This is a genomic window from Klebsiella sp. PK01 (assembly GCF_057624675.1).
Genome location: NZ_JBYEZM010000004.1, coordinates 59747 through 75081 on the forward strand (window position 1 = coordinate 59747; position 15335 = coordinate 75081).

A 15335-nucleotide genomic window follows, 5' to 3' on the forward strand; every position below is an offset into this window, starting at 1 on the left:
TCAGAAGAAACTCATGCCAATAATGATGGTATCTCCTGCCTGCACGGAGGAGTCGGCGGCGACATTTTCCAGCAGCCTTCCGCCGCGGGCCTGTCGAATTTGAATATCATGACGGTCGGCACGGTCGGTAAAACCGCCGGCCAGGGCGATGGCTTTTTCCGCCGTTAAACCCGGCTCCCAGGCATATCCATCCGGTTTTTTCACTTCGCCGAGCAGATAAACTTTGCGGTATTCGGCGATGCTCACCGTGACCATCGGCGCCTGTAGGTAGTTACCGCGCAGTTTATCGGCGATTTCATTACTCACCTGTTCTGGCGTTTTGCCTTTTAACAGCAGCGATCCGATATAGGGGTAATCAATGCTGCCGCTATTATCGATTTTTACCCGCATCGTCAGATCCTGCTCCCCGGAGACCGCAATATTCACTTCATCGCCCTGGTCCAAAAGGTAGACGGCGTCCGGCGGCGTTTTAATGGTCTGCGGCGGCGTCGAACAGCCCGCCAGCAGTAGCGCCAGCAGTGGAAGCATCGCCAGGGTCCTGTTTAAAAAGGTCATAGTTGTACCTGCGTCATAAAAATAATGGCCGAATCGTCGTAGCCCAGGGTGCGGTCAACCGCATGCGAGTAGTCCGGGCCAATATAAAAAGTGTCCGTATCTTTATTTGAGTGCATGGTGTTCCATTGCAGTTTCAGCTTAAAGTTAACCGATGGTCGGAAATCATAGTTAAAGGTCAGCGACAGCAGATTGGACTTATCTTTGCGCTTATTACTCTGATGCTTATAGTCTTCGGTGATATATGAATAATCGACCAGAGTTGAGAAACGATCCACCAGCCAGTGATGCTCATAGCCGACGCCGAAATTCGACACCAGGATATAGCCGCCGGAGTCGGTGGGGTCTTTGATGCGCTGGGAGCTGTGTAGGTTAACTTTCATTTGCTCCAGCGGTTTCCAGTCGGCGTTGATATCCCAGTTCAGGCCGTTAAAACCCTGCGAGTCCGGGTTATGGATAAAGTCTTTGTAGAGCCAGGCGACGTTACCGTTAATCTCCGTTTTACCCGACAGGCGATTCTTCATGCCGACTAGCAGATAATACTCATTGCTGTCTTTTAACGGGTTCAGCTCGTAGCGGCGCTGGTTGGTGATAAAGCTATAGCGATAGCGCAGCGTTTTGGCTTTCTGGTCGAACAGTTCGGCTACCAGGCTGTTTTCATGCCACTCCTGATCGTGCATGTAATAGTTAAAGTCATCGCTGGCGTCTTTGATGCTGTCGAGGTTGCGAAAGCGCAATTGTTTATGCAGTAGCGCGACTTCAACTTTACCGCGGCCTTCCGGCGCGCCGTAGCTGTAACGCAGCTCGCTGTTAAAGAAGCGGGTGCCGATCGGCTTGTTGATGCCAAACTCTTTAAACTGCTCGGGCAAAAAGCCTTCGGTGGTGTCGCGGCCGCGCTCTTCATGGCCCAGCGTCTCATCGAGGTCCAGCGACAGCCCGTGCATGCTGCCAAATCGCCATTTGCCGTTAAACATAAAAAAATGGTTGTTGCGATTATCCGCGCTATCGTTGCCATAGTTGCGGTAATCGCCGGAATACATCAACAGGTAGCGGTCTTCATAACGTTCGCCGATGGCTTTGACGATAGGTTTAATATTCTGGTAGCTGGAACCGATTTTATTTTGGTCGTAGCGCTGCCAGGTCACGTTGTCATCGTAACCGATGTCATAACCCAACTGGCTCTCGAAATCGATGCCGGCAACCCCGGTATGCGGTTTTGCCTGCAGGTCGGCGTGTGCGTAAGGCACAGACAGCAAACCGGCCAGAACGGCGAACCTAGAACGCATTTTTGCCAACAAAGCCCCGGAAGAAAGTCAAAAAGACGATTTTGAGATCGAGGAACAGCGACCACGACTGGATGTAGGCCAGATCGTACTGAATTCGCTTCTCCATTTTGTCCAGCGTGTCGGTCTCGCCGCGGAAGCCGTTAATCTGCGCAAGCCCCGTGATCCCTGGTTTAACCTTATGGCGAATCATGTAGTTCTCCACCAGCACGCGATACTGCTCGTTATGCGCCACCGCGTGCGGGCGCGGGCCGACGATCGACATCCGCCCCTGAAGCACGTTGAAAAACTGCGGCAGTTCATCCAGTGAGGTTTTACGCAAAAAAGCGCCGAATTTGGTGATGCGCGGATCGTTTCGGGTCGCCTGAGTGACCACGGCGCTATTTTCCATGACCCGCATGGTCCTGAATTTCCACACTTCTATTTGCTTGCCGTTGAGGCCATAACGATTCTGTTTAAATAAAATTGGCCCCGGCGAGGTGAGCTTGATACCAATCGCCACGAACAGCATCGCCGGCAGGCTAATTAAGCTAAAGAAAGAGCCGAGAATGATATCTTCGATACGCTTGATGATCGCTCCTTCGCCATCAAAAGGCGAAGTGAAGATACTGATAGTCTGCAGATTGCCGAACATGCGCAGCTGGGAAATATGCGAGCTGTAAGAGAATAGATCCGGTACCAGGAATACATCGACTGTCGTATCAGAGAATTCATTTAGAAACTGCTTAATACGCTGCTGTGCAACCATGGGGAGCGCGATATAAATTTCATCAACGCCGCCTGTCTTCGCTAGGGCCAGCAGATCGCGCGAGTTACCTTTTCTTTCAATACTCATCAACCGGCTATCGCGATGGTTGTTGCGGTCTTCAAAATAGCTGATGATGATACCGCGCTGTGAGTACTCTTTTTGTAAAGCCTGCTCGATGGCCAGGCCCGCGGGCGTAATACCAAGAATCGCCACCCGTAACACCGAGTTAAACAGATAATGGGCAGTGATTGCCCGCACCACGAAGACAATCAGAAATATAAATATTGAGCATTTCGCCAGACTGATGGCCAGCGGGATAAAATTAACCACTGGTTGCGTGTTAATTAACCACTCGGCAACGACGAAAAATAAAAATGAAACAATACTGCTTAGGCATACGCTTAATATGAGCGCGGCTGATTTTGCGAAATAGTGGCCTTTAAATTGCCCGGAGTACAATTGAAAATACTCATTAATTCTTATGAATACTAATGAATAGATAATTCCAACGAGCGCGGAAGCGGTAGAGGGTTCGGTGTAAAAATACTTTAAATAGATGAAAATCAAAATGTTGACGGTAAGGAAGTCCAGTAGTTTTATCAACTTGCTATAACGGGAATGATAAATTTTTATATTGTTATCTGCCATTTTTTGCTCGTTTAAAATGAGTTATTTAAACATCGTTATGCTATTGTTTTTAACTAACTGGAAAGCCTGATAATCATTCACATTTGCAATAAATGGTTATCAATCATCATTGTAGACTATGAGTTGAGTAGTGTCGACAAATCTCAGTTTAAAAATAAAACTGCTTTTTAATGTTCTTTATGAGACTTATTTAAGTGGCAGAGAAAAGTATTACTACCGAAGTATTATGTGTTGTTGAGCGTAAAAGCAGAGAGAAATGCAGGGTGTAGGGTTAATTGCAAGTGAAACAATCGGCGGCTGGAGAGTGAGAATTCTTAGCCCCCGGCCAACTCAAGATGTTGAGTCGCCGGGGCTCTGAAGAGTGACCGATTTTACTTGTACAGTTCCGCGCTCATCGTCACCTTATTCCCCATATGGGCACTGGTGATTTTATAATCAGTCGCATTTAGCTCTTTCGCTTTTTTGGCAATCACCGCTTCAGCGGAGTCAAGCGTATTACCGGTCGCAGTGACGCTATGCGCGGAAGCAGTAAAGGCAAAAAGTGAAAGTGCGGCTGCGGAAAAAAGAGTCGATACGGTTTTCATGTTCATAATCCTGGTAAGTTGTTTCGTTAACGTTGCCCGTTGCAACGTGATGGCGTAAAGGATAGGCCCCGCCCGTTGTCTGAAAAAGACGGCAACGGGCAATAGACTTTTCTTCTTTTGTTCATAAAAGGAATGGCCTGGCCATTCCTGGCAACAATCAGGCGCTAAAGTTATTTTTCAACGCCTGCAGGCCGTCGCGATAAATACCGCTGAACAGCGCTTCGGCATCCGCGTCGCTGACGTTAACCGGCGTGAAGCTGCCGGACCACTCAACGCGGGTGATATTGCTATCGGCAGTTGCCACGACCGCGATCGTGGAGAGGTAATCCACTACCGGGAACGGCGCCTGGATTATCGAGTAGCTATAGCTGCGCTGGCGGTTATCAAACGCCTCCAGACGTTCAATGACCGTGCCGCCATCGGAAGTGGTCAGCGTACGCACGCGTCCTCCTTCGCTCACTACGCTTTTCGGGATGAACGGCAGCCAGTCGGGCAGCGAGTCAAAGCCGCCCATCAGTTGCCAGACCTGGTCGACAGAAGCCGGGATTTCGATAGATACAGTGGTATTAGCCATTTTATTTCTCTCTTTATTGCAGATGATTAGAATTACATTGCCAGGGTGTCGACGACGCCGCCATCGACGCGCAGCGCAGCGCCGGTGGTGGCCGACGAGAGCGGCGAGGCGAGATACACCGCCAGGTTCGCCACTTCGTCGACGTCCGCCGCCCGCTGGATAATCGAGCTTGGACGCGCGATCTTCACAAATTCATCAGCCTGTTCACGCGGGCTGCGGCCAGACTGCGCGGCGGCCTCCGCCAGCATCTCCTGCAAACCTTCGGTGAAGGTGGGGCCGGGCAGAATGGCGTTAACGGTGACGCCGGTACCGGCCAGACGTTTCGCCAGCCCGTGGGAGACCGCAAGGTTGGCGCTTTTGGTCACGCCGTAGTTGATCATGTCGGCAGGAATCGCGACGCCGGATTCCGAGGAGACGAAAATAATGCGTCCCCAGCCGTTGTCGATCATCCCCCGGGCGTAGTGGCGCGACAGCCGCACGCCGGAAAGCACGTTGACGTTATAAAAGTGCATCCACTCGCTATCCGGTACGCTAAAGAAATCTTTATCGTTAAAGATGCCGAGGTTGTTAACCACCACATCAGCATGCGGCTCGGCGGCGAGCAGCGCGCTGACGCCCTCCTCGGTGCTGAGGTCGGCGACCACCCCGCGCAGCTGCGCATCCGGGAGTTCGGCATTAATCGCCGCCATGGCGGTATCAACACCGCGCCGTTGACGGCCGACGATGACCACGGTCGCGCCCGCCTGAGCAAGGCCTTTAGCGATGCCAAGCCCGATGCCGGAAGTGGAGCCGCTCACCACGGCGACTTTATGAGTTAGATCCAGTTTCATGGTGTCTCTCTTGTTTTAAGAGGGGCCCTGTGGCCCCGCTAAAATTAACGAATCGGCAGCGGCGCGTTATCCGCCACCAGATTCTGGCTGCGCATCTCTTCCCAGAAAGCGGCTGGGATGGTTGCTTTCAGCGCGGCCAGATCTTCCGCCATACGGCCCGGACGGCTGGAGCCTGGGATCACGGCGGCCACCGCCGGGTGAGCCAGGGCAAACTGCAGCGCCGCGGCTTTCACATCCACCTGATGACGAGCGGCAACGGCCTTGATCTGCGCCACCTGCTGGTGGATCGCCGCAGAGGCTTTCTGGTATTCGAAGTGTTCACCGCCGGCGAGAACGCCCGAGCTGTAAGGACCGCCGACAACGATATCGACATTCTGTTCCAGCGCTTCCGGCATCAGGCGCTGCAGGGCGCGTTTGTGGTCCAGCAGCGAGTAGCGGCCAGCCAGCAGGAACGCATCCGGCTTCGGCTCGTCGAGCGCTAAGGTCAGTTCGCAAGGTTCGACGCGGTTCACGCCCAGACCCCATGCTTTAATGACGCCTTCTTCACGCAGGCGGGTCAGCGCGCGGAAGGCGCCGGTACGGGCGATGTTGAACTGCTCCAGCCAGCTGTCGCCGTAGAAATCCTGCGCTGGATCGTGGATCCATACGATGTCGAGATGGTCGGTTTTCAGCCGTTTTAAACTGTCTTCAATAGAACGCAGGGTGGCGTCTGCCGAGTAATCGTTGAGGATTTTGTTTTTCAGGCCGTATTCGAAAAGACCGCCTTTCTCACCGAAATCACGCGCGGCCGGGTCTTCCATTTCATCAAGCATGATGCGGCCGACTTTGCTGCTCAGAACGAACTGATCGCGAGGGTACTGTGAGAGCGCTTCGCCCATCCGGATTTCAGAAAGACCGGACCCGTACAGCGGCGCGGTATCGAAGTAACGAACGCCCAGATCCCAGGCGGCGGCGACGGTGGCGTGCGCCTCGTCTTCCGGGATGTTGCGGAACATGTTGCCCAGCGGCGCGCCGCCTAAACCGATGTTGCCTGGCAGAATATGTTTGATGCTCATCTAAGATGTCCTCGATATAGGGTTCCCGTTTTGGGAAGGGTTCTTTGCGAGCGACTTGTGCTGTCGCCCTGTGACGGAGATCACAATACCTTGCGGTGTTATGACTTGATAGGACATAATTCGTCTGACTTAAGTCCTTTGAGGTCTCATATGATTGATTTACGCCAGTTGAAATACTTTGTGGTGGTGGCGGAAGAGGAGCACGTTGGCCGTGCCGCCGAACGCTTACATATTTCGCAGTCGCCGCTCAGCCGCCAGATAGCCCAGCTGGAGGAGCGCCTTGGGCTGATGCTATTTGAACGTAACCAGCAGCGTATTCGCCTGACGGCGGACGGGCAGACGTTTCTGGCGGAAACGCGCTCGTTGCTGACCCACGCCAACCGTCTCGAATCGTTAGGTAAACGACTGGGGCGCGGCGAAGATGGCGGGTTGTGTATCGGTTATATCGAAAACGCCATGCACTCGGGCGTGCTTTCTACCGCGCTGCGCACCCTGCGAACGTCGCGCCCGGACGTGCATATCGCGCTGTATAGCCAGCCGCCCGCTACGCAGATTGAGGGCCTGCGCCAGCGCAGCCTGGATTTCTCGCTGGTGGACATGCCGCCTTCGGCGGGCGAACAGGATCTGGAGTACACCCAGGTGCTTGATGACCGGATGCTGCTGGCATTACCGCAGAATCACCCGCTGGCCGCTGCGGAAAACTTGCAGCCGGCGCAGCTGGCCGATCAGCAGTGGATCGCGGTTATCCATAACGACGATGCCCATTCACGCGATGAGTTCGTCGCCGCCTGCGTACGTGCGGGCTTTAATCCGGATATTCGTCTGGAAGCCGGAGAGCCATTAACGGCTCTGGGGCTGGTGGCGGCGGGGCTGGGCGTGGCGCTGATCCAGCACAGCCTGCGGCATAACGCCCCTGAGGGGGTCGTGCTGCGGGAAATTCCGTGGATGAGCTATTCGACCCAGCTGTGGGCGGTATGGCACAAAGCTAACCAGCGCCCGCTGGTGATGCACTTTCGCGAGGTGTTACGCGGCGAGAATAATTAGGAATATTCCTGGAGTCGGGCGCGGCGGGAAGAAAATCCGCCGCGATCCCTGTTTGAACGGTCAATTCATGTTACCGTTAAATAATTGACCCTAAAATTATAAGACCTTCATGAAATTTGTATTATCTATCAGTTTATTAAGCTTCTTCCTTTCTCCGGCTTTCGCCGGCACAGCGGTAAAATTGTCCTGCTCTTTACGTAAAAACGTGACTATCTCGCGTTTCCATTACCAGCTATCAACCATGAAGTGGGACGACCATTTCCAGGTGGCTTCCGGCATGCGTCAGGCGCACACTAAAAATAATATTCCCTATCGGGTGACCAGCTTTCGTAACGGCGACGATCTGGTCTTTTTCCCGGACAGTCAGGAGTACTTTTTCTTCTATTCGGGAATGGCGACGCCGGACCGCTGCGTGGTGGAGGAGCATTATGAGTATCCGGTCAAGCAGCTGCCGTATTATAAAAAGCCCGCCGCCTGAATCAGGATTGCTGCGCCTGCAGTTTGCCGGCCATCGCCTGCTGGATAATCGGGATGGGAGTCAGTAAGTGCTCGCGCATGAGCGCGCTGGCTTGCTCGGCGTCGCGCGCCAGAATGGCTTCCAGCAGCGTCTGGTGCTGGACATGTTTATCTTCCAGCATTTCTACCGACAGCACGGTGGTGCGCAGCCAGATGAAGCGGTAGCGCGCCGCCAGATCGAACAGCCGTTCGCGCATCTGCAGTAAATACTGCGAACCACAGCCAGCGACGATGGCGGTATGAAACGCCTGATGGCGCTGATCCCATTCATCGAGTAAGCGCTCACTTGCTTCGCTGGATTCCAGCTTATTAAGCAGATGGGCGCGAGCCAGCAGTTCGGCTTCCCACTCATCGCCGCCGCGCTCAATGGCGAGGCGCACCAGCATGGCTTCCATGTTGGCGCGGGCATCGAAGATATCGAGGAGTTCCGCCTCGGACATCGAGGCGACACGATAGCCTTTTTGGTTGACCACCGTCACCAGCCGCTCGGCCACCAGCTGCGAGAGCGCTTCCCGCAGCGGGCCGACGCCAAGCTCATAGCGCGACGTCAGCAGGCTCATACGCAGTTTTTCATCAGGCTGATAAACGCCGCGGATGATGTCGTTTTTCAACCAGCGGTATCCATCAATGGCCGTCGCTTGGGGAATGGCGGTCATAGTCTTGCTCCTGAATACATTTCCCGGCTTGCGCCGGGAACAGGGTTAACGCGTATTTTGTAGCGGCAGTTTTTGCCACAATAGCAGCTTTTTCCAGCGTGACATAATCGGCACCGTGCAGATGATAGCGATCGCCAGCACGCCGGTGGAAATCACCTCCAGCTGCTGCGCCGGGCGGAACAGCATCACCACCAGTACGAAGGTGATAAAGGCGATAACCAGCCAGGTGAGCCACGGATAGAGCCACATCTTAAGGCGAATTTCTCCGCCTTTCGCCAGCAGGATTTTGCGCATCCGCAACTGAGATACGGCGATAACCAGATAGACCAGCAGGGCGATGGCGCCGGAGCTATCGATGAGGAATTTAAAGACCTTCGCCGGGGCATAGTAGTTCACCACCACGGTTAAGAAGGCCGCGCCGGTGGAGAGCAGCACCGCCACATACGGCGTTTTACTGCGGTTGGTTTTGCCCATTATGGCTGGCGCATCGCCGCGGCGGCTCAGGGAATAGAGCATTCGCGAAGCGGTATACAGCGCCGAGTTCAGGCAGCTGGTCACCGACAGCAGGATCACGCCGTCCATAATCAGTTTGGCGTAGGGGATATGCAGTAACTCCAGTACCGAACGGTATGAACCGACGTTCTTCAGCCCCGGCATGTTCCACGGGATCAGCGAGACGACCACGAAAATGGAGCACAGGTAGAAGATAGAGATACGCCAGATTACGGAATTCGTGGCGCGAACAATATGTTTATCCGGGGTATCCGATTCGGCGGCGGCAATGGTGACAATCTCGGCGCCCATAAATGAGAACATGGTAATGAGCATTGCGCTGAGCACCGCGCCGAAGCCGTTAGGCATAAAGCCGCCGTGATCCCACAGGCGCGAAATCCCGCTCACTTCGGCATACGGATAGAAGCCGGTGATGGCCACCGCGCCCAGTACGATAAAGGCCAGAATGGCGATAACTTTACAGATAGCCAGCCAGAACTCGAATTCACCGTAGTTCTTGACGCTCAGCAGATTACTGCCGGTGAGGGCGAGGGTGATGACCAGCGAGAATAGCCATACCGGTACGCCGGGGATCCATGAGTTGAGAATAATGGCCGCGATATTGGCTTCCAGGGGGATAACCAGTACCCAGAACCACCAGTACAGCCAGCCGATGGTATAACCCGCCCAGCGGCCGATCGCTTTGTCGGCGTAGGTCGAAAAGGAGCCCGTATCCGGGGTGGCGACGGCCATTTCGGCCAGCATACGCATAATCATCACCACCAATAACCCGGCGAACAGGTAGGAGAGCAGCACCGCCGGGCCCGCTTCGGCAATGGCGACGCTGGAACCGACAAACAAACTTGCGCCGATCACGCCGGCAATAGATAACATGGTGACGTGGCGTGATTTCAGCCCGCCCCCTAAATCATGTGATTGCGACAGTTGCCCCATCATTAACCCCTTTTATTGTTTTTTGGCGCCGTTTGCCGGATGGCGGTTGCGCCCCATCCGGCCGACAGGCAACCGGACGGGACGCGCGAGCGTCGCCATCCGGTGCAGGAGTGTTAGCGTTGTTTAGCTTCGTTAAAACAGTCGGCGATAATCTGCAGCCCCTGCGCGATCTGCGCATCTTCGATAGTCAGCGGCACCAGAATACGCAGCACGTTGTAGTACGGCCCGCAGGAGAGCAGGATCAGGCCTTTATCCCGCGCGCGGGCGACGATATCCGCCGTCAGTTTGGCGTTGGGTTTGCGGTGATCGCCCTCTTCAAAGAGTTCAATGGCGATCATCGCTCCCAGACCGCGGACGTCGCCGATTTCAGGATGCGTTTCGGCGATATTGAGCAGGCCCTTACGCAGCTTGTCGCCGAGCTGGTTGGCTTTTTCCAACAGGTTTTCCTGTTCGAAAACCTTGAGTACCGCCAGCGCGGCGGCGCAGGCAATCGGGTTACCGGCATAGGTGCCGCCCAATCCGCCCGGCGCAATGGCGTCCATGACTTCCGCCCGTCCGGTGACGCCCGCCAGCGGGAAACCGCCGGCGATGGATTTGGCAAAAGTGGTGATATCCGGCGCCACGCCCATCTGCTCCATCGCGAACAGCGTGCCGGTACGGCCCGCGCCGCTCTGGACTTCATCGGCGATCAGCATGATACCGTGCTCGTCACACAGCGCGCGCAGGCGCTGCATAAAGGCCGGGGAGGCGGCGTAGAAACCGCCTTCGCCCTGGACAGGTTCAATGACGATAGCGGCGATATCTTCCGGCGCGGCGTCATTTTTGAAGATGCGATGGATGCTGGCGATCGCGTCATCATCGCTGATGCCGTGCAGCGCGCACGGGTAGAGCGCGCGATAAACGTGGCCCGGCATTAACCCCATGCCCGCGGAGTAAGGGTTCACTTTCCCGGTTAACGACAGGGTGTAATGGGTACGGCCATGATAGGCGCCGGTAAAGGCGATAGTGCCGCTACGTCCGGTCGCCGCGCGGGCGATTTTGACCGCGTTTTCCACCGCTTCCGAACCGGTGGTCACCAGCAGGGTTTTCTTGGCGAAATCGCCGGGCACTTTCTGGTTCATCATTTCGCACAGCTGCAGGTAGGGCTCGTAGGCCAGCACCTGGAAGCAGGTATGGGTCAGCTTCTTCAGCTGGCCTTCCACCGCGGCGATCACCTCAGGGTGCAGGTGGCCGGTGTTCAGCACCGCGATACCGCCGGCGAAATCAAGATATTCACGGCCTTCAACGTCCCATACCCGGCAGTTCTCCGCACGGTCGGCAAAGATAGGGTGAATTTGTCCGACGCCGCGCGGCACCGCGTCGCTACGGCGCTGCATTAACGCTTTATTGCTGGTCATGTCCTGCTCTCCTGTTAAAGGCCGATACACATATATTTGATTTCTAAATAATCTTCGATGCCGTACTTCGAACCTTCGCGGCCCAGACCGGAGGCTTTAATACCGCCGAACGGCGCGACTTCGTTGGAGATAATGCCGGTATTGATGCCAACGATGCCGTACTCCAGCGCTTCGCCGACGCGGAAGACGCGGCTCAGGTCGCGGGCATAGAAATAGGCGGCGAGGCCGAATTCGGTATCGTTGGCCTGGGCAATCACATCGGCTTCATCTTTAAAGCGGAACAGCGGCGCCAGCGGGCCGAAGGTCTCTTCTTTCGCCACTTTGGCGCTGCTCGGGACGTTGACCAGGATGGTGGGCTGGAAGAAGTTGCCGCCCAGCGCGTGCGGTTTACCGCCGGTGACGATGCGCGCGCCTTTCGCAAGGGCGTCGGCAATATGTTCTTCGACTTTAGCTACCGCTTTATCATCGATCAGCGGGCCGGTGGTGACCCCGTCCTGCAGGCCGTCGCCGATGCGCAGCTTTTCCACCGCCTGCTGCAGTTTCTCGGCGAAACGGTCATAGACGCCGTCCTGTACATACAGACGGTTGGCGCAGACGCAGGTCTGCCCGGCGTTGCGGAACTTCGACGCCAGCGCCCCTTCGACGGCTTTATCGAGGTCGGCATCGTCAAAGACGATAAACGGCGCGTTGCCGCCGAGTTCTAACGACACTTTTTTGATGTCTTTCGCACACTGTTCCATCAGCTGGCGGCCAATTTCGGTCGAGCCGGTGAAGGAGAGCTTGCGTACCAGCGGGTTGCTGGTCAGTTCGTTGCCGACGGCCCCGGCGGAACCGGTGACCACGTTAAATACCCCGGCGGGAATACCGGCGCGATTCGCCAGTTCGGCCAGCGCCAGCGCGGAAAACGGCGTCTGGCTCGCCGGTTTCAGGACCATAGTGCAGCCGGCGGCCAGCGCCGGGCCCGCTTTACGGGTGATCATCGCCGCCGGGAAGTTCCACGGGGTGATGGCGGCGGTAACGCCGATGGGCTGCTTAATGACGATCAGGCGCTTGTCGGCCTGATGACCGGGAATGGTATCGCCGTAAATACGCTTACCTTCTTCGGCAAACCATTCGATAAAGGAGGCGGCGTAGCTGATTTCGCCTTTGGCTTCCGCCAGCGGTTTCCCCTGTTCGAGGGTCATCAGGCGGGCAAGATCGTCCTGGTTCTCCATCATGAGATCGAACCAGCGGCGCAGAAGGGTGGCGCGCTCTTTGGCGGTCAGGGCACGCCAGGCTGGCAGGGCGCGGTTGGCGGCTTCAATAGCTTCGCGGGTTTCGTCGGCGCCCATTTTCGGCACGCTACCCAGTTGCTGGCCGTTGGCGGGGTTGGTCACCGCAATCACGTCGCCGTTTTGCGCATCGCGCCACTGGCCATCAATTAGCGCCTGCTGGCGAAACAGAGTTGCATCTTTAAGTTGCATAATCGCTTCCTGTCTAAAGGGGTTAACGAGTAAAAGCGGCGTGTAGTGTCTCCACGCTACGTGCCGCACGCAGCGTGCGTCCGGGATTGCTCTGGCTTGCCAGCAGGGTTTGCACCTTGCTGACGATGTGCGCGCCGATCGGGATAGCCGATGTGGCCGCCGGCGACGGCGCGTTACAGGTGTGGATGGAACGCGCGGTAGTGACAAAAAGGAAATCGTCGATCAGCTTGCCCTGCGGCGATACCGCCTGTGCCCGCACGCCGGCAGGCCACGGGCGTAAATCGCTCAATGTCAGGCTGGGGCAGTATTTCTGCACCAGCCGCAGATAGCCGCTTCTGCACAACGAATTCTTCATTTCGCCAAGCCCGGAACGCAGGTTGTTTTGTAATACCCGGCGAATGCCGGGCGAGGTCAGGATCTCGAGGGTATCGGTCAGCGAGATATCGCGCTTACGGTAGCCTTCGCGCTTCAGCGCCAGCACCGCGTTAGGGCCGACGGTGACGCTACCGTCGATCATGCGGGTCAGGTGGACGCCGAGGAACGGCATCGCCGGATCGGGGATCGGATAGATCAGATGATTAACGATCTGGTTGTGCTGCGGCGCCAGTTGGAAATATTCGCCGCGGAACGGGCAGATGATAAAGCCGGGATCGACGCCGATCATTTTCACCAGCCGATCGGCCATCAGTCCGGAGCAGGTAATCAGCGTCGATGCCTCATATTCGCCGCCCTGACGGGTGTGGACGACCACACCGCTGGCGTGTTCTTTCAGGGCGCTGACTTCGGCGTCGTAGACGATCGTTCCGCCTTTAGATTCGAAGATCTTCGCCATTGCCGCCGCCACGTCGCGATAGCTGACAATGCCGCTCGAAGGAACGAAGATCCCGCCCAGTCCGCTGATGTTCGGCTCGCGTTCGCGCAGCTCGCCGGCGCTAAGCCACTCGCGCTGCAGGCCGTTAGCGGCGGTGCGATCCCACAGCGCGCGCATCCGCTCCATTTCCAGCGGCGAGGTGGCAACCAGCATCTTGCCGCAGACGTCGTAGCGAATCGCATTCTGCTCGCAAAAGGCTTTGGTGGCGCGGTTGCCGGCGAGGCAAAACTGCGCCTTGAGGCTGCCGGGAGTATAGTAAACGCCGGCGTGGATCACCCCGCTGTTGTGGCCAGTTTGATGGCAGGCCGGACCGGACTCTTTTTCCAGTAGGGCAATGCGGGCGTCCGGGTAAATCTCAATTAACTGCATGGCGGTCGACATGCCGATAATGCCGCCGCCGATAATCACGAAATCATACATCCGCTCAATTCCTTCGCCTGAGAACCCTTATTGATGAGTCTGGTAATGATTCGTGGAATACGCAAAGTAGCCGCGCTGGCGCATCAGTTCGCGACGCAGATCGGGGTGCGGCGTAAAGCGGTCGCGACCGTGCAGCCAGAAGAGATTGTTTATCAACAGGAATTTCCCCACCGGCACCGGCACGGAAAGAATGTTTTTACTGGTTTCCAGCGCATCGGAGAGGCGGCTCAGCCAGGTGCCTTCTTCGAAATCTTTCGGCTGCACAAACTGGTCGATATAGCGCATTACCGGGCGGCCCTGCTGGTCGACATCGAAAACCGGATGATAGACATCTTTGCTGACGTTTTTGCTCGGCGGCGCGGCCCAGCGCATCGGACGGCGGGCGAGCGGGTCGCGGAAGAATTCGTCGAGATGTTCCCAGTCATCGAGATGCAGCAGCAGTGAATTGCCGCCCTGCATATTTTGCTCATCGATCTTCATCATCAGCACGTAGTCGGTAATTTCTTCGACATAGGTACCGTCATTGTGCAGCTCCATCACGCGGTGCGGCTGACGCAGATAGCTGTCTGAGTTATCGACGTTTTTCACTACGAAGCGGGCGTAATACTGGCCGCTCATGGCATCAAAGTTGGAACGTCCGATCAAATGCGCCACGGCGGTAGCCAGCTTGACCATCTCATCGGCCTGGGCGACGTTGTCAATGCCGATACCGTTGATCAGCAGCGCGCCCTCCGCGCGATTGAGCAGCGTGTTGATCAGCAGCGGCTGCAACTGGTTGCCGCACAGATCGTCGAGGATCTTACCGACCTGAAAGCGCAAGAAAGATTTGTATTCCAGCGCCTGTACCGGCCACTGTGCGACTTGTAGAAGAAATTGCGCGGTCGTTTCGGCGGTGAACGTTAGCTCCAGCAGACGCGGCGATTGCGCGGACGGAGCGAAGGAAAAACCGGTGTAGCTGTGGGCCATATCATCAGCATGGGGTTTTACGGCGGTCAGTGCATTCATCAGAATCATTCCTCGGGTAGAGTCAGAGAGTCGGGGTGATGCTCATTTCGTAGCCATAAATTAAAAATATCTACATTTTTGAAAAATGCGTATGAAATAACCATATTGTTTAATTTTTGTGATCGCTAGCAACAATAAGTTAACAATATGAAAAGCGAGGACAGGCGAGGTGGAAAAAGAAAAACGCCAGAAAATGAATAAGTTGAAGAGAGGACGGACAGCCCGGATAGCGGGGGAGTGGAT

General features: G+C 55.8%; 15 protein-coding genes. 2 read left to right on the forward strand and 13 right to left on the reverse strand.

The window, feature by feature from the left end:
• The 7 genes from AC22LX_RS13490 to AC22LX_RS13520 all read right to left on the reverse strand — a co-directional run bounded on the left by AC22LX_RS13490 (position 1) and on the right by AC22LX_RS13520 (position 6274).
• Entirely contained in the window at positions 1-555 is a 555-nt protein-coding gene (locus AC22LX_RS13490) for a polysaccharide biosynthesis/export family protein (RefSeq protein ID WP_020079549.1), read from the reverse strand.
• Positions 552-1838 (reverse strand): outer membrane beta-barrel protein, encoded by a 1287-nt coding sequence (locus AC22LX_RS13495; RefSeq protein WP_045391110.1) that lies wholly within the window; start codon positions 1836-1838, stop codon positions 552-554. Before AC22LX_RS13495 ends, AC22LX_RS13490 begins: the two co-directional genes overlap by 4 nt.
• Positions 1828-3231, reverse strand: coding sequence for an undecaprenyl-phosphate glucose phosphotransferase (locus AC22LX_RS13500; protein WP_487334020.1), 1404 nt, complete (start codon positions 3229-3231; stop codon positions 1828-1830). Before AC22LX_RS13500 ends, AC22LX_RS13495 begins: the two co-directional genes overlap by 11 nt.
• A gap of 371 nt (positions 3232-3602) precedes the next feature.
• On the reverse strand, positions 3603-3815 hold the full coding sequence (locus AC22LX_RS13505; RefSeq protein ID WP_045391105.1) for a YdgH/BhsA/McbA family protein: 213 nt from the start codon (positions 3813-3815) through the stop codon (positions 3603-3605).
• Between the two features lie 157 nt (positions 3816-3972).
• A complete protein-coding gene (locus AC22LX_RS13510) occupies positions 3973-4389 on the reverse strand; it encodes an SRPBCC family protein (RefSeq protein ID WP_045391102.1) in 417 nt (138 codons plus the stop codon).
• A gap of 32 nt (positions 4390-4421) precedes the next feature.
• Positions 4422-5219, reverse strand: coding sequence for an SDR family NAD(P)-dependent oxidoreductase (locus AC22LX_RS13515; protein WP_047046073.1), 798 nt, complete (start codon positions 5217-5219; stop codon positions 4422-4424).
• A 44-nt stretch (positions 5220-5263) separates the two neighbouring features.
• A complete protein-coding gene (locus AC22LX_RS13520; protein WP_045391096.1) occupies positions 5264-6274 on the reverse strand; it encodes an aldo/keto reductase in 1011 nt (336 codons plus the stop codon).
• Between the two features lie 150 nt (positions 6275-6424).
• Here AC22LX_RS13520 and AC22LX_RS13525 point away from each other — a divergent pair, with 150 nt between their 5' ends.
• Positions 6425-7318, forward strand: coding sequence for a LysR substrate-binding domain-containing protein (locus AC22LX_RS13525; protein WP_047046068.1), 894 nt, complete (start codon positions 6425-6427; stop codon positions 7316-7318).
• 109 nt (positions 7319-7427) lie between these two features.
• Positions 7428-7796 carry a hypothetical protein gene (locus AC22LX_RS13530; protein ID WP_047046065.1) on the forward strand — a complete coding sequence of 123 codons (369 nt, stop codon included), beginning with the start codon at positions 7428-7430 and terminating at the stop codon, positions 7794-7796.
• 1 nt (position 7797) lies between these two features.
• On the opposite strand, the gene csiR is transcribed toward AC22LX_RS13530, so the two are convergent.
• The 6 genes from csiR to glaH form a co-directional block, all read right to left on the reverse strand.
• The gene (csiR, locus tag AC22LX_RS13535) at positions 7798-8490 is read right to left on the reverse strand and encodes a DNA-binding transcriptional regulator CsiR (RefSeq protein WP_396279892.1); all 693 of its coding nucleotides are present in this window, start codon (positions 8488-8490) and stop codon (positions 7798-7800) included.
• A gap of 45 nt (positions 8491-8535) precedes the next feature.
• A complete protein-coding gene (gene gabP / locus AC22LX_RS13540; RefSeq protein WP_045391085.1) occupies positions 8536-9936 on the reverse strand; it encodes a GABA permease in 1401 nt (466 codons plus the stop codon).
• Positions 9937-10049: 113 nt separating this feature from the next.
• Positions 10050-11333, reverse strand: coding sequence for a 4-aminobutyrate--2-oxoglutarate transaminase (gabT, locus tag AC22LX_RS13545; protein ID WP_045391082.1), 1284 nt, complete (start codon positions 11331-11333; stop codon positions 10050-10052).
• Positions 11334-11347: 14 nt separating this feature from the next.
• Complete coding sequence (gene gabD / locus AC22LX_RS13550; protein WP_015368063.1) at positions 11348-12796, reverse strand: NADP-dependent succinate-semialdehyde dehydrogenase; 1449 nt, start codon at positions 12794-12796, stop codon at positions 11348-11350.
• Between the two features lie 22 nt (positions 12797-12818).
• Positions 12819-14087, reverse strand: a complete 1269-nt coding sequence (gene lhgO, locus AC22LX_RS13555) for an L-2-hydroxyglutarate oxidase (protein ID WP_047078695.1) — start codon at positions 14085-14087, stop codon at positions 12819-12821.
• Positions 14088-14114: 27 nt separating this feature from the next.
• Complete coding sequence (gene glaH, locus AC22LX_RS13560; protein WP_487334021.1) at positions 14115-15092, reverse strand: glutarate dioxygenase GlaH; 978 nt, start codon at positions 15090-15092, stop codon at positions 14115-14117.
• Between the last annotated feature and the right edge of the window lie 243 nt (positions 15093-15335).